Origin of the sequence: Tepidiforma sp., assembly GCF_034433535.1 — a bacterium.
In the GTDB taxonomy this organism is placed as follows: Bacteria; Chloroflexota; Dehalococcoidia; order Tepidiformales; family Tepidiformaceae; genus Tepidiforma.
Window position 1 is genome coordinate 1 of record NZ_DAOUAO010000196.1, and the last position, 14,428, is coordinate 14,428.

Annotated in this window: 15 protein-coding genes; 8 read left to right on the forward strand and 7 right to left on the reverse strand. The window is 69.6% G+C overall.

Annotated features, from left to right (window positions below; all coding sequences use genetic code 11):
- The 3 genes from VAE46_RS10160 to VAE46_RS10170 all read right to left on the reverse strand — a co-directional run.
- Window positions 1-3,120 (reverse strand): PAS domain S-box protein (locus VAE46_RS10160; RefSeq protein ID WP_322796823.1); only part of this gene is annotated, 3,120 nt, incomplete at its 3' end.
- Window positions 3,121-3,225: 105 nt separating this feature from the next.
- On the reverse strand, window positions 3,226-4,986 hold the full coding sequence (locus tag VAE46_RS10165; RefSeq protein WP_322796824.1) for an LUD domain-containing protein: 1,761 nt from the start codon (window positions 4,984-4,986) through the stop codon (window positions 3,226-3,228).
- Window positions 4,983-5,702 (reverse strand): (Fe-S)-binding protein, encoded by a 720-nt coding sequence (locus VAE46_RS10170; protein ID WP_322796825.1) that lies wholly within the window; start codon window positions 5,700-5,702, stop codon window positions 4,983-4,985. Before VAE46_RS10170 ends, VAE46_RS10165 begins: the two co-directional genes overlap by 4 nt.
- A gap of 90 nt (window positions 5,703-5,792) precedes the next feature.
- On the opposite strand from VAE46_RS10170, the gene VAE46_RS10175 reads away from it, so the two are divergent.
- Entirely contained in the window at window positions 5,793-5,999 is a 207-nt protein-coding gene (locus VAE46_RS10175) for a CDGSH iron-sulfur domain-containing protein (protein ID WP_322796826.1), read from the forward strand.
- Here VAE46_RS10175 and VAE46_RS10180 read toward each other — a convergent pair.
- Window positions 5,990-6,808, reverse strand: coding sequence for an aldo/keto reductase (locus tag VAE46_RS10180; RefSeq protein ID WP_322796827.1), 819 nt, complete (start codon window positions 6,806-6,808; stop codon window positions 5,990-5,992). The two genes, VAE46_RS10175 and VAE46_RS10180, sit on opposite strands and share 10 nt — an antisense overlap.
- 110 nt (window positions 6,809-6,918) lie before the next feature.
- Between VAE46_RS10180 and VAE46_RS10185 the strand changes: the two genes are divergently transcribed.
- Window positions 6,919-7,776 carry a MaoC/PaaZ C-terminal domain-containing protein gene (locus VAE46_RS10185; protein WP_322796828.1) on the forward strand — a complete coding sequence of 286 codons (858 nt, stop codon included), beginning with the start codon at window positions 6,919-6,921 and terminating at the stop codon, window positions 7,774-7,776.
- A 69-nt stretch (window positions 7,777-7,845) separates the two neighbouring features.
- Here the strand turns inward: VAE46_RS10185 and VAE46_RS10190 are convergent, their stop codons facing one another.
- Window positions 7,846-8,637, reverse strand: coding sequence for a TIGR00730 family Rossman fold protein (locus VAE46_RS10190; RefSeq protein ID WP_322796829.1), 792 nt, complete (start codon window positions 8,635-8,637; stop codon window positions 7,846-7,848).
- A 112-nt stretch (window positions 8,638-8,749) separates the two neighbouring features.
- Here VAE46_RS10190 and VAE46_RS10195 point away from each other — a divergent pair, with 112 nt between their 5' ends.
- The 4 genes from VAE46_RS10195 (at window position 8,750) to VAE46_RS10210 (ending at window position 10,213) form a co-directional block, all read left to right on the forward strand.
- The gene (locus tag VAE46_RS10195; RefSeq protein WP_322796830.1) at window positions 8,750-8,959 is read left to right on the forward strand and encodes a hypothetical protein; all 210 of its coding nucleotides are present in this window, start codon (window positions 8,750-8,752) and stop codon (window positions 8,957-8,959) included.
- 107 nt (window positions 8,960-9,066) lie between these two features.
- A complete protein-coding gene (locus VAE46_RS10200; protein WP_322796831.1) occupies window positions 9,067-9,345 on the forward strand; it encodes a hypothetical protein in 279 nt (92 codons plus the stop codon).
- Window positions 9,345-9,692 carry a hypothetical protein gene (locus VAE46_RS10205; protein ID WP_322796832.1) on the forward strand — a complete coding sequence of 116 codons (348 nt, stop codon included), beginning with the start codon at window positions 9,345-9,347 and terminating at the stop codon, window positions 9,690-9,692. The genes VAE46_RS10200 and VAE46_RS10205 overlap by 1 nt, the downstream gene beginning before the upstream one ends.
- A 20-nt stretch (window positions 9,693-9,712) precedes the next feature.
- Entirely contained in the window at window positions 9,713-10,213 is a 501-nt protein-coding gene (locus VAE46_RS10210) for a SixA phosphatase family protein (RefSeq protein WP_322796833.1), read from the forward strand.
- Here VAE46_RS10210 and VAE46_RS10215 read toward each other — a convergent pair.
- Window positions 10,210-11,706: a Ppx/GppA phosphatase family protein gene (locus VAE46_RS10215; protein WP_322796834.1), complete on the reverse strand. Its 1,497-nt coding sequence runs from the start codon at window positions 11,704-11,706 to the stop codon at window positions 10,210-10,212. The genes VAE46_RS10210 and VAE46_RS10215 overlap by 4 nt on opposite strands.
- A gap of 107 nt (window positions 11,707-11,813) precedes the next feature.
- On the opposite strand from VAE46_RS10215, the gene VAE46_RS10220 reads away from it, so the two are divergent.
- Window positions 11,814-12,059 (forward strand): hypothetical protein, encoded by a 246-nt coding sequence (locus tag VAE46_RS10220; RefSeq protein ID WP_322796835.1) that lies wholly within the window; start codon window positions 11,814-11,816, stop codon window positions 12,057-12,059.
- A gap of 76 nt (window positions 12,060-12,135) precedes the next feature.
- Here the strand turns inward: VAE46_RS10220 and VAE46_RS10225 are convergent, their stop codons facing one another.
- Complete coding sequence (locus tag VAE46_RS10225) at window positions 12,136-13,320, reverse strand: acyl-CoA dehydrogenase family protein (protein ID WP_322796836.1); 1,185 nt, start codon at window positions 13,318-13,320, stop codon at window positions 12,136-12,138.
- 272 nt (window positions 13,321-13,592) lie between these two features.
- Between VAE46_RS10225 and VAE46_RS10230 the strand changes: the two genes are divergently transcribed.
- A partial coding sequence (locus tag VAE46_RS10230; RefSeq protein WP_322796837.1) for a tyrosine recombinase occupies window positions 13,593-14,428 on the forward strand: 836 nt, incomplete at its 3' end.

Sequence of the window (14,428 nt, forward strand, 5' to 3'; positions counted from 1 at the left end):
CGTGGCAGCGGCCCGAACGGGTTCATCGGTGGCAGGTGAGGCGACGGGTTCAGGCGCCTGGGGCGGGCCGGCAACCGGGAAGAGGATCTTGAAGGTGGTGCCGCGGCCGGGTTCGGTGTAGAGCTTGATGGCGCCGCGATGGCTACGAACGATGCCGAGGACGGCTGCGAGGCCGAGGCCGCGGCCGGTGAACTTGGTGGTGAAGAAGGGGTCGAAGATGCGGGCGGCAGTAGCTTCGTCCATGCCGACGCCGGTATCGGCGACTTCGAGGTAGACGTAGTCGCCCTCGGGAAGGTCGTCATCCATGTAGGCGGTGCGGAGGTAGGCGCGGTCGGCGTGCATGAGGCCGGTGGAGATGGAGATGACGCCGGAGCGGTCGCCGATGGCATCGGAGGCGTTGGTGATGAGGTTCATGATGACCTGGCGCACCTGGGTGGCGTCGCCTTCGATGAGGGGGAGGTCGGGGGCGAAGCGGTACTTGAGGACGGCGCGCTTGGAGACGGAAACCTCGAGGAGGTGGGCCATCTCTTCGACGAGGCGGGAGAGGTTGAGGGGTTCGACAACGAATTTGCCGCGGCCGGAATAGGCGAGCATCTGCCTGGTGAGCTCGGCGGCGCGCTGGGCTGCGGTTTCGATGGCCTGGACGGTCTGACGTGCAGGGGACTCAGGCGGGAGCTCCATGAGCGCGAGCCCGGCATTGCCGAGGATGGCCACGAGGAGGTTGTTGAAGTCGTGGGCGATGCCCCCGGCGAGAACGCCGAGGCTTTCCAGCTTTTGGGTTTGCTGCATCTGCTGGTCGAGGCGGCGACGCTCTTCCTCGGCTCGAACGAGGTCGGTGACGTCGAATGCTGACAGGAGGGCCATGTCGCGACCATCGAAGGTAATCGGCGCAGCGGTGACGCGGAGGTGGCGGATTTCGCCGCCGGGCCGGACGAGGCGAAGCTGGAAGGTTTCGCGTTCGCGGGCGCCGGCGCGGCGCCGGGCGTGGTAATCGCGCTTTCGGGGGAGGTCTTCGGGGTGGATGAAGGTATCGAGGGCGCGGGGGCCGGTCACGTCGGCGGGCGGGACGCCGAGGATGCGGCTGAGTTCGGCGTTGGCGAAGTAAATGGTCTCGCCGTCGGACACCCAGGCGGGGGCGGCGACGCCATCGAGGAGTTCGCGGAGGCGGGCTTCGCTGCGCTCGAGGGCCTGCCGGGCCAGCACCGTTTCGTCGATGTCCAGCACGGCGCCGACACGGCCGCAGAATCTGCCGCTGTCATCGAAGCGCGGCGTCGAGTGCTCCAGAACCCAGCGGTACGCGCCTGATCGGTGGAGCAGACGATACCGGATGGTCGAAAGTCCGGGCTTCTCGAAGGTCTGCTCGAAGTCTGCGAGGACCGCGGGCCGGTCGTCGGGATGGATGACATCGATCCAGGCGTCGCCAAGGATTTCGGGGCCCCGGCCGGTGAACTCGAAGCAGGCACGGGACATGTAGTCGACCTGGCGGTCCGGGCCGGCGGTCCAAATCATGATGGGCGCCGAATCGGCCAGGCTGCGGAAGCGGGCTTCGGATTCGCGTAAGGCGGCTTCGGCGCGGACGCGGTCGGTGATGTCGCGGGCGACGGCACCAATGCCGACGACGGTGCTGTTGCTGTCCCGGATGGGGAAGAAGGTGGACTGGGTGTGCGGGCGGGAGCCATCCTTGCGCACGGGGCGGAGTTCGATGCCGGAGAGGGTCTCGCCGGAGAGGACGCGGGCGCGGATGGCCGTGCGGAGGTCATGGTCCTCCGGGGCGAAGAGGAACTCGGTGGTGCGGCCGAGGGCCTCGGCGGCGGAGTAGCCGTAGAGCTGCTCGGCGGCGCGGTTCCAGGCGGTGATGCGGCCGTCGAGGTCGGTGGCGACGATGGCATCGCCGCTGTATTCGACGATGCTGGCGAGCCGAGCGTTTTCGACGGCGGCGCGGTGGGTTGCGGTGAGGTCGCGGGTGATGTTCAGGATGCAATCGAGGTCACCGGTTTCGCTGAATTCAGGGATGATGTGGGTCTGCGTGTAGGCGCCCGGTCCGAGGAAGCCGGAGGGACCTTCGAGGACGGCGGGCTGGCCAGCATCGCGGACGGCAGCGACGTCCTGCTCCCAGCGGGTGACATCGGGGTTGCCGGGGAAGACTTCGGACGGGCGCCGGCCTATCAGCCGGGCGGCGGGCATGGGGACGAGGCGGAGGACGGCGGGGTTGAGGTAGATGATGCGAAGCTCGCTATCGAGGCGGACGATGAGGTCGGGGGAGTTTTCAGCGAGGGTGCGAAACTCACGTTCGCGCCGGATGAGCTCGGCCTCGGCGGCGCGCCGGGCGCGGATGTCGATGATGGTGCCGCGGATGAGGCGGCGTTCGAACGGGGGCATTCGGACGAGGCGGACCTCGCAGAGGATCGAGGCGCCCTCGGCGTCGCGGTGGACCCATTCGAACTCGACCACTTCGCCGGTGAGGGCGCGGCGGAGGCAGGCGTCACCGAGGTCGGCGGAACGCTCGCCGCCCGGCTGATACTCGGGGCTGACGTCTGCCGGGCCGAGCTGAAGGAGGGCCTCGCGGGGGAGTTTGAAGAAGCGGCAGGCGTCCTCATTGACTTCAACGAAGCGGCCGAGGTCGACATCGACGACAACGATGGGGTGGCCGGCGTACTCGAAGATGGAGTGGAAGCGCTGTTCGGCCTCGCGGGCGAGTGCGAGAGCCTCCTCGGCCGGGGTGTGCTCAAGGATGACGGTGACCCGCGCGGGGCGGCCGGCGTATTCGATGTCCTGGCCGACGATGCGCACCTGGAGGATGCGGCCGGCGCGGGTGCGGTGGCGCCAGAGCATCTGCCCGGCCTGAGACGCCCCGGTGCGGACGAATTCGAGGAAGGCGGGGATATCTTCGGGCGGGCGGATATCGGTGAGCGAAAGCGTGCGGAATTCCCCGGGCGTGTAGCCGTAAAGCTCGCAGGCGGCCTGATTGGCCTCGAGAATGCGGAGCGAGCCGCGCTCGAAGACGAGGATGGGGAGAGGGTTTGACTCGAAGAAGATGCCAGGCGGCAGGGCTTCCAGGTCGGGCGGCTCGGCGCTCCGCCCTTTATCCCCGGGTGGCGGTTCTTCTGACGGGTTGGTCACGGGTCAGGGTTCTCCCGGCGCGCATGGTACCTCGCGACGGCAGGCTGCGGCGTTAGGGTTTTCCCGATTGTTGAGGGAGAAGCGAAGAAATCGGCGCCCGGGACATCACCGCACGGGCTGTTCGAGCACCAGGCGGTAGTCCTGTGAGCCGTGGATGCCTCTCACAATGACCTTCTCGATATCTGCGGTGCGGCTGGGGCCGGTGAGGATGAGGGCATCGCCATCGCCGAGGTACGGTTGGAGGCCTGCCGGGTGCTCAACGATGGTGGCCGGGTCGACGCGGAGGATGACGCGAGCGGCGCTGAGCAGGCGACGGCGGTCGGCGGCCGGGCCGGTGATGAGCACGGAGCCGGTGGAGGCGACGGCCGCCGTGGCGGCCAGTTCGAGGTCGCCGGGGATGGGGTCGATTGCGGCGGCGGGCTGGAGGCCGAGGGCCTCGGCGCGTGCGAGGAAACGGCCGGCGAGGTCGGGGGGAAGCACTTCTTCGGGGGCGATGACCGACCGCGGGGTGCGGTCGGGTGCAGCGGCGCCGAGCAGGGCAGGGTCGTGGGGTGCAGCCGGCTCGGGCAGGAGGCGGGGGTCGGCCCGGCCCGGGGCGGGGGGACGGACGAGGCGGCCGGCAGCGCGGAGGCCGACGCGGGCGAGGGCCGACGCGGCCCGGGCGCCTGTGGGAGCGGAGAAGAGCGCGGCCCAGGCGGCCCAGGCAGCGCGTTCTTTGCGGTCGCCGGCACGGTGCGTGCGGACGGCATCGGCGCGGAGGTCGAGCAGCATGCGATGGAGGGGAATTCCAACGGGGCAGGCTTCGGTGCAGGCGGCGCAGAGGGTGCTGGCGAAGGGCAGGTCGGCGTGGCGGGAGCCCGGCCAGAGGAGCGGCGAGATGACCGCGCCGATGGGCCCCATGTAGGGGGACCCGTAGGCGAGGCCGCTGGCGGCACGGTAGACCGGGCAGGCGTTCATGCAGGCGCCGCAGCGGATGCAGCGGAGGGCGTCGCGGTAGCGGGGGTCGGCGAGGATGCGGGAACGTCCGTTATCGACCACAACCAGGTGGCGCTGCTGGCCGGGGAGGGGGTCGCCGATGACATGCGTGAAGGCGGTGAGCGGCTGAGCCGTGGCGCTCGGCGCCAGCACCTGGAGCACCGCGAGCGCGGCAGCTTCATCGGCGACGACCTTTTCGAGGCCGGTCACGACGATGTGGAGCGCCGGGTGGGAGATGCCGAGCGCGACGTTGCCCTCGTTTTCGACCGCGACGATGCGACCGCTTGCGGCGATGACGGCGTTGGCGCCGGTGATGGCGGCATCGGCGGTGCGGAAGAAATCAGCAACGATATCGCGGATGTGGCGGGAGAGGCGGGCCGGGTCGTCATCGGGGAGTTCGGCGCCGGCGCGGGCGAGGATTTCACGGATGCGCGTGCGGTTGAGGTGGATCGCTGGCGCAGTCACATGGGAGGGCCCGCGGCCTTCGAGGTCGACGATGTACTCGCCGATGTCGGTCTCGAGGACGTCGATGCCGGCGGCGCGGAGCGCGTGGGTGAGACCGATCTCCTCGGCGACCATGGACTTCGACTTGGCGACGCGGCGGGCATTGCCCAGCAGCTGGCGCACGATGGCGACGGCCTCTTCGGCGGTGGCGGCGCGGTGGTAGCCGATCCCGCGACGGGCGCACTGCTCGCGAAGCTGCCGGTGGAGGGGTTCGATGCGCTCGACCGCGTCGGCGCGGGCCCGGGCGGCGCGCTCGCGGGCGTCGGCGGGGCCGCGGGCGAGCATGGCCCGAGCGTCATCGACGAGCTTGCGCATGATGGGCTGGAGGGTCTCCGCGGGGCGGGCTTCGGCGATTTCGCGGGCGGCGCGGCGGCGGAAGGCGGTCATCCGAGTGCCCTCGCGAGCAGCCCTGGCAGCGTCCACGCTTCGAGCTGGATGCCGAGCCCGCGGGCACCAGCTTCGAGGTGGGCAAGGCACGAATAATCGGGGGAGACGACCACACGGGCACCGGTGGCGGCGAGGGCTTCGAGCTTTGCGGTCATGATGGCAGCGGAGACCTCGGGCATCTTGACCGAAAAGGTGCCACCGAAGCCGCAGCAGGCCTCGTCATCGGCCGGGCGTCGCACCTCAAGCCCTTCGACCCGGGCAAGGAGCGCCTCGACCGCGGGCGCGGCGTAGAGTTCGCGGCGGGCGTGGCAGGAGACGTGGAGCGCGACCACCCCGGGGAGACGGAGGGGGAGAGCAGGGAGCGACGGGTGGCGGGCGACGTAGGTGGGGAAATCGACGAAGCGGGCGGCGATGCGGGCGGCGGCGGCGTCGCGCGGGGCCGGCCAGAGGCCCGGGAGGTACTGCCGCACCATGGCGGTGCACGAGCCGGACGTGACTACGACCGCTGCGTGGGGCTGGCCGGCCCGGAGCAGTCCGCGGCCGACGGCGCGGGCTTCATCGCGGAAGCCGCTATTGAAGGCTGGCTGGCCGCAGCATCGTCCATCGATGAGGGTCACGCTGTCGCCGAGGGCTTCGAGGACGCGGCGGGCATCGGAGGCGTCACCGGGCCGGAGCGCCTGCATGTAGCAGGGGTCGAAGAGCGCAACGGAGGCCATGGAGGGCATTGTACGGCCCCGGGATTGCGGGGATACCGGCGAATCGGCAAGGATTGCGATGGCCAATCCAGCGACATCGGGGGATGCAGCATGAGTGACGTCACGATCCAGGTGCGTGACAACGGGCCCTACGTGGTGCGCGGGAGCTTCGTGGTGACCGACGCTGAGGGCAACCAGTTCGAGAAGAAGGACGTGGTGGCGCTGTGCCGGTGCGGGCACTCTGCGACCAAGCCGTTCTGCGACGGTGCGCACAACCGGGAAGGGTTCAGCTCGACGCCGCGGGCGGGTCAGTCGTAGAGGCGCGCAGCCGCAGCTTCGAGTTCGGCCATTTCTGCGGGCGACATGGGCGTGAAGCTCCCGGCGGCAGCCGCGTTCTGGCGGACGCGGTCGGGGTAGCGTGCGCCGGGGATGGCGACGCTCACCGCGGGATGACTGAAGACGTAGCGCAGCAGCGCCTCCGGGGTGAGGGGGCCGGCCTCGCCGCGGGCCAGCAGGCCGCGGATGGCGCTGGTGCGCCCGGACCCGCCAAGGGGGCGCATGACGATGACGGCGACCCCGTGCTCCGCGGCGAGCTCCACCTGGCGGCGAGAGTCCGGGTAGAAGGCCGAGTACTCGAGCATGATGGCATTGAAGCGGCCGGAGCGGATGGCGAGTTCGGCCACAGCGAGGTCGTGAGTGGAGATACCGATGAGGCGGATGACGCCGCGCTCGCGGGCGGCTTCCAGGCCCTCGAGCGCGCCGCCGGGGGCGATGACCTGCGCCCAGACCTCGGGCGTGGACACGTCGTGGAGCTGGTAGAGGTCGATGACCGGCAGGCCGAGGACCTGGAGGGAGCGGTCGATTTCGTACTGGGCGCTGCCGGCGGTTCGGCGGAAGGTCTTACTGGCGATGATGGCATCGCGCAGGCCGATTTCGCGGTTGACGCGGCCGAGGAGGTATTCGGAGCCCTCGTAGTCGCGGGCGGTATCGATGAGGCGGATGCCTGCTTCGAGGGCGGCGGTCACGGTTGCGAAGGCTTCAGGCGAGTGGGGCGTATCCATTGCGCCGAGGCCGAGGATGGGGAGATGGAGGCCGGTGCGGCCGAACGGGCGGAGCGGGATGGACATGGGGCCCCAGTGTAGGCAGGTCGGCGGAGGGACAGGAAGGGCGGCTCCGGTGTACGCTCGCGGGTGGCCGAACGGGGTTCGGCCGGACCTGAGACAGCGAGGTATGAGCTATGCCGATTGATCCTTCGAAGGCGCTGGGGGCGCCGATCTCGGGCGGGAGCTTCCGCTGGGACCGCGACCGGGTGATCCTGTACCACCTCGGGGTTGGCGCGGGCGACCCGCCGACCGACCCGAATGAGCTGACCTACACCTACGAACGGAACCTCAAGGTGCTGCCGAGCTTCGGGGTGATCCCCGCGTTCGGTTCGCTGGGCGGCGTTGGCCAGGTTCCGGGGCTGCAGTTCAACCCGGCGCTGCTCCTCCACGGCGAACAGGACCTCGAGATCCGCAAGGCGATCCCGGTCGAGGGGGAGGTGGAGACGAGCGGGAAGGTCGCAGGGATTTACGATAAGGGCAAGGCGGCGCTGGTGGTGGTGGAGACGGAGACGAAGCTGAAGGGCGAAAGCGACCCCCTGTTCGTGAACCGGTTCTCGCTGTTCCTCCGCGGCGAGGGGGGCTTCGGCGGGGAGAGCGGGCCGCCAGCGGGCAACGAGGCGCCGAACCGCACGCCGGACGGAACGGTCGAATCGAAGACGCTGCCGCAGCAAGCGCTGCTGTACCGCCTCTCGGGCGACAAGAATCCCCTGCATGCTGACCCGGATTTCGCGAAGATGGGCGGCTTCGACCGGCCCATCCTGCATGGCCTGTGCTCGTTCGGGGTGGTCTGTAAGGCGGTGGTGGACCACGCGCTGGGCGGCGACACCGCAAAGGTCGCGCGCTACCAGGCGCGGTTCGCGGGCGTGGTCTTCCCGGGCGAAACGATCGTGACCTCGTTCTGGCGCGAGGGGGACACCATCCTGGTCGCGGCGCAGACGAAGGAGCGCGGCACGCCGGTCATTACCAACGCGGCGATCACGGTTCGCGGCTAGCCTGCCGCGCAGGCAGGATGTGCGGGCCGGGGGAAGACCCCGGCCCGTTCGTGCTGGGCGAGTGGCTGGCTATTCGAAGAGGAACCGGCGGCGACGCGGAGGCGACTTGCGGTAGCGCAGCCCAAACTTGCGCAGGCCGGCTTCGCGGACGAGGGCAGCCGCCTCCTCCGGGGAGTCGGTGAGGACGAGACGGTCGAGGTCCTCGGGGTCGATGGTGCCCATGGCAACGAGGCGGTTGAGCATGAAGTCCATGAGGGGCTCGTAGAAATCGACGCCGACGAGGATGCAGGGGTAGTCGCGGATCTTCTGGGTCTGGATGAGGGTGGCGATTTCGAACAGTTCGTCGAGGGTGCCGAAACCCCCGGGCATGGCGATGAAGGCGTACGAGTACTTCGCCAGCATCACCTTGCGGACGAAGAAGTAGCGGAATTCGACGAAGGTATCGAGGTAGGGGTTGGGTTTCTGTTCGTGCGGGAGCTCGATGTTGCAGCCGACGGAGTGGCCGCCGGCCTCCTTCGCGCCGCGATTGGCGGCTTCCATGAGGCCGGGTCCGCCGCCCGTCATGACGGTGAACCCTTCGCGGGCGACCGCGGCGCCGACGCGGCGAGCAAGGTCGTAGTAGGGGTGGTCTTCACCGAAGCGAGCCGACCCGAAGATGGTGACGCAGGGCCCGACGAAGTGGAGCTTGCGGAAGCCGCGGATGAACTCGGCGCCGATGCGGAGGGTGCGCAGGAATTCGGAGCCGCGGTCATCCGGGCCCTCGAGGAAGCGGCGCTCGTCGGCGCCGTCGGGGGCCTTGCCCCAGGCGAGCCCGGGGAGGGTAGCTGGCGGAGCGGGGAGGTTGATTGGGTCATCGGGCATGGGACCAGTCTAGAGGGCGCGGGGCTAGCGGCAGGGCAGGTCCGGGGGCGGCGCGCGGAAGATCGGGGAGGGACCCTACGCAGACGAAGGGGCGGGTGCCGAACGTTGAAGCATGGAGCGTTGTGAAACGGAGCGGTTCCGCGTGGTGTACCTCGTCCGGCAGGCGCCGGGGTGGCTGCTGGCGGAGAAGGGGTCGGAGCGGCCGGTCGGCTGGTTCAGCGACCTTGGGGAAGCGCTGGACGCGGCCACGGCGGGCGGCGGCCTGGTGCGGGTGGTCATCCTTTCCCGGGAGGCAAAGGACGAAGCGTCCGAGGCCGCCTGAGGCGGACGCGGCCGGGCGGGGTCGGCGTTGCGGGAGCTGTTCGCGGGCGGCTATCCTGCGGCGGGGCGGGGAAGCCGTTCCCGGAATCGATAGCAAGGAGCAACGAGATGGCGGACCTCAGGGAAACGCAGGAGCGGCACGCGCGGGATGTGGTGAGCGGCAACATCGCCGGGCTGATGGGCGATTTCACCCCGGCGGCGATGGCGAAGGTGATGGCCCTGGCGGCCAATCCAATCACCGCGACGCGGTTCGAAATCAAGGACCTCGGCAACAACGAGGTGGAGATCTCCTACATCAGCGACACGGCCACGCGGGTGGTGTGGAGCAAGTGGGTCGACAGCGGCGGCAAGTGGCAGATCGATGACGTGAAGGAAGTGACGGCCTGATGACGGCGCCGGGGGGCAGCCCGCGGGAGGCGGTGGAGCGGACGGCGCGGGCGGTGATGACGGGCAACCTGGCGCAGGTCATGGCCGACCTTGCCCCGGAAGCGCTAACGCAGCTGATGCAGCTCGCCTCCGGGGCGCAGGGGCTTTCGCCCGCGCAGCTGCCGAGCATCGACCGGTACGAGGTGACCGAGGTTTCCAGCGGCGAAGCCGAGGCGGTCTACCGGGTGGCGTTTGTTTCGAGCATGGGCTCGGCGACGCTTGAAACCACCTGGCGGCCGATCCTCGGGCAATGGAAGATCGCCGCGGTCTCGCTGGTGAGCGCGGAGGTTTCACCCGGGGGAAGCTAGCCGAGGCAGGAGGTGCGGCCGTGGACCTTGTGCTGGTGCGTCATGGCATCGCGGAGGAGCGCGGCCCGGGGGTGGATGATTTCGGACGGCGGCTGACGCCGGCCGGTCGCGCACGGATGGAGGAGGCAGCGCGCGGCCTGGGCCGGCTGGTGACCCCGCAGGTGGTGTTTAGCTCACCGCTCACCCGGGCGATGGAAACCGCCGAGATCCTGCGGGAGCGGTTTGGCCTGGGCCGGGTGCGGACGTGCGCGGCGTTGGCCAGCCCGGAGTATGCGTCGGTGCTGGAGGCTGTGGCGGAGGCCGATGCGGAGGTTGCGGCGCTCGTCGGGCACGAGCCGTGGATGGGCGAGCTGCTTTCGTACCTGCTGACGGGCGACCCGGGGCTGGCCGCGGTGACGTTCAAGAAGGGCGGCGCGGCCCTGGTGCGCTCGGCCGGGGAGCCCGAGCCGGGAAGCTGCTGGCTGGAATGGCTGGTGCCCCCCGGGGTGCTGCGTCGGCTCGGAGCAGCGAAGGCGGACTAGGGGCGGACATCGACCAGCAGGCGGACGCGGAGGGAGGATTCGAGGCGGCGCCGGCGCGACTCGATTTCGAAGAGCTCGGCATCGATGGGGCCGCTGGCGTGCAGCTGGAGGACGAGGGCGCCCTCGCGGAGGACTGCTTCGACGCCGGTGATGGGCGAAGGGCTGCGGCGGCGAATGGCGCGGGCGATGCCGAGGATGGCTGCAAGCACGGCAGTTCGCTTCGCGTCGTCGGCCGTGACGATGGTGCGGTACGGGGAGAGGTCGGGAGTGCCGGCATCGGCCCAGCGGACGAGGGCGGCGAGGAGAATGACCTCGCGGTGGGTGAAGCCGTGAAGGTCGCCGCTGTGGACGAGGTACTCGGCGTGGCGGTCGCGGTTGTAGTAGTCGATGTGCATGCCGATGCCGGCGAGGCGCGCGGCGTTGGTGAGGAGGTCGAGGTCGGCCCGGGCGAGGCGGTGAAGGGGGGCGGTGGCCTCGAAGATGGCGGCGGCGGCGACGACGGTGGGTTCGGTCGCGAGGATATCGACCCCGTTGGCGCGGGCCAGGCCGGCGATGCTTGCGCCGCGGACATCCGGGAGCACAGGGGCATGGGGACGGATGGCCTGCCAGGCGAGGCCTTCGCGAAGACCCTGGCCGGCAACGGTCAGCGTACCGGCGCCGAGGAGGTCCATCGCTTCATCGATGACGATGGCGGCGGCATGGAGGATGTCGGTGCGGCTCGCGCTCACGCCGGGGATGCGGCGCCGGGCATCGGCCGGCACGCCGGCCAGCTCGCGCGCGATGGTGCGAAGCTCGCGGCGGCTGATCTCGAGGCCGTGGAGCCGCCCGATCGGGTAACGGCGGCGGATGCGCACGATGCGGGCGAGATTGCGGACAGCGCCGCCGGTCGCGAACAGGACCGGGGGAGCCGAACCGGGGATGAACGAACGCCGTACCGCCTTACGGAGGGCACGGATTTCGCGCTGGGCCGGCGGGTCCGAGGGGAGGTAGCGCTCGCGGGCGTAGATTGCGCCGAGCGGGACGGACTGCACGGCGGCGAGGGCGCGGTCGCGGATCTCCATCAGCTCCGCTGAGCCGCCGCCGAGGTCGAGGAGGTAGCCATCTCGGAGGGTGGTGCTGTTGATCACGCCGAGGTAGCCGGCATGGGCCTCTTCGAAGCCGGAGAGAACCCGGACGCGCAGCCCGGTGCGCTGGAAGGCGAGGTGGAGGAAGTCATCGGCGTTGGGCGCGCGGCGGAGCGCCTCGGTGCCGACGGCGATGATGCGCGAGGGCGCATGGGACCGGGCGAGCTGGCTCATGATCACGAGGGCGCGGAGTCCGCGCTCGATGCCGGCGGGCACGAGGAAGCCGTCGGCCTGGCCTTCGCCGAGGCGTGCGTGGTAGCGGGCTTCGTCGATGACTTCGAAGGCGGTTTCGCCCAGGGGGCGGGCAACAAGGAGGCGGACGGAGTTGGAACCGACGTCGATGACGGCGATGGGGTCGGACGGACTCACCGGCTGCGCCTCACAACGACATTATGGGCACGGCGTGGGCAACGCGACGCCGCAGGGGGCTTGCCAGGTGTGGTAGACTTCATGCCACTCAGTGGAGGAGGTCGCTGATGCGACGTGCCCTGATGCTTGCGCTGGCGCTTCCGCTGCCGTTCGCGGCGCTCCCGGTGATCGCCGTGTTCGTCGATGGGCAGCGGGCTGAAGCCCCGGAGACGCTGGTAGTGGACGTGGCGTCGCCGGCGATAGCGCCGCAGGCGGCACAGGTCCTGGAGATTGCGCCGGGCGCAGAAGGTGAGCGGCCGCTTGCCTACTCGGCGGATGAGCAGCCGGGAGCGTGCGAGGCGCCGCAGAGTTGATGGCCGCCCGGCCGTGAGCGTTCGCGGGCCCGCCCTGCAGGGCGGGCCCGCGTGCATTCGGGAGGACGCCCGGGAATCAGCCCCGGGGCGGCAGGGCCTCGAGGGCGCGGCCGATGACCAGCCGCTGGATCTGATTGGTGCCCTCGAAGATCTGGAAGATCTTGGCGTCGCGGACCCACTTTTCGACCGGGTGGTCGCGCATGTAACCCTGGCCTCCGAGGACCTGGACGGCATCGACCGTGACCTTCATGGCAACGTCCGAGGCGAAGCACTTTGCCATGGAGCCTTCGGCCTGGAGGTACGGGACGTTCGCCCCCGCCATCCAGGCGGCGCGCCAGACCATGAGGCGGGCGGAATCCACGGCCATGGCCATATCGGCGAGCATGAACGAGATGCCCTGGTTCTTGATGATCGGGCGGCCGAACTGGACGCGAGTTTTCGCGTAATCGAGCGCGTATTCGTAGGCGGCACGGGCGATGCCGACAGCATAGGCGCCGACCACGGGGCGGGTTCGTTCGAGGGTCATGAGGGCGCCAACGGCGCCGGGCCCGGCGGAGCCGCCGGGCCGCGAGGGCGCACCGAGCTTGTACTCGGCGGGGATGCGGCAATCGTTGAACACGACGTTGGCGGTGTGGGAGGCGCGGATGCCCATCTTCTTCCAGACGGTGCCCTCCTGAAGGCCGGGGGTGCCCTTCGGAACGATGAAGGCCGAGATGCCGCCCCAGCCTTTGGAACGGTCTTCCGTGGCGAAGACGACGTGGACATCGGCGATGCCGCCGTTGGTGATGAACTGCTTTTCGCCGTTCAGGACGTATTCGTCGCCATCGCGGGTTGCGGTCGTCTGGATGTTGGCGACATCGGAGCCGGCATCGGGCTCGGTGAGGCACATCGCCCCAAGGCGGACTTCGTGCTCATCCGAGGCGATGGCCGCGAGCCACTTCTCGCGCTGCTCGGGCGTTCCGGTGGCGGCGATGGCCGCCGCGGCCAGCCCGGAGCTGTTGATGGCGAGGGCGATGCCGGCGCAGCCCCAGGAGAGCTCTTCGGCGATGATGGAGGGGACGAGGGAAGAGGCGGCGCCATCGAGGAGGGAGCCCTGCTTCGAAATGCCGAAGCCGATGGCGGCGGCCTTCTTGATGAGGTCGTACGGGACTTCTTCACGCTCGTCGTAGTAGGCCGCGACGGGGCGAATCTCTTTGCGGGCGAATTCGCGCGCGACCTGCTGAATCATCTTCTCTTCGTCGTTCAGTTCGAGCGAAACCATGGGACCTCCGCGAGGTTGGTGCAGGACAAGCTTACCAGCCGGTAGGCGTGCGGGGGATGCGCTCGGGGCCGCCGCGGGGTAGGCTCGAGAGGTGCAGGCGAGCGGAAATCGGGCCGGGCAGGAGATGACGGAGCGTGATAGCGACGGTTGAGCGCCAGTCCGGAATTTTCACGATCGGTGGGCTCGTTTTGCATGGACAGGCCCGGGAGGGGGCACCTATCATGGCGCCGCCCCTGGAGCCCACGACCGCCCCCGGATTGAGGTAACGCGACGTGACGAACGAGCGCATTGACCAGTTTTTGAACTTTCTCGCGGTGGAAAAGAACGCATCGCCGAATACGCTGGCTGCCTACCGGAACGATCTGGCGCAGTTTGAAGGGTGGTATGCCCGAAAGGGCGGCGGGGCGCTGGAGGAGGCCACGCAGGCGCAGCTGACGGCATTCGTTGAGTACCTGCGGGACGAGAAGAAGTACAAGAGCGCGACGGTCGCGCGGAAGGTGGCCTCGCTGAAATCGTTCTACAGCTTCCTCGCCGGGGAGGGCATCATCGAGTCCGACCCGACGGAGCAGCTCAAGTCGCCGCAGGTGGGCAAGCAGCTGCCCCGGGCGCTGACGGTGCAGGAGGTCGATGAGCTGCTGGAGCAGCCGGCGCGGAAGAACACGCTCGAGGCCCGCCGCGACCGGGCGATGCTGGAGCTGCTGTACCACACGGGGCTCCGGGTGACGGAGCTGGTATCGCTCGATGTGCACGACGTCGAGCTGGAGAAGCTGCCGGTCACGGTGCGGTGCGTCGGCAAGGGAGATAAGGAGCGGGTGCTGACGATCCCGAATGAGACCGTGGACGAGCTGCGGCAGTACATCTTCCACGTGCGGCCGAAGCTGGTGCGCAACCGCCGCGAGACGGCGCTCTTTGTGAACCGGCGGGGCGAGCGGCTGACCCGGCAGGGGTTCTGGCTGATCCTGAAGACGTACGCGAAGGAGGCCGGGCTGGACAAGGCGATCACGCCGCATACGCTGCGCCACACCTTCGCGACGCACCAGCTGGCCGGCGGGATGCCGCTGCGCTACGTGCAGGACGCGCTGGGGCACGCCAGCATTTCGACCACGCA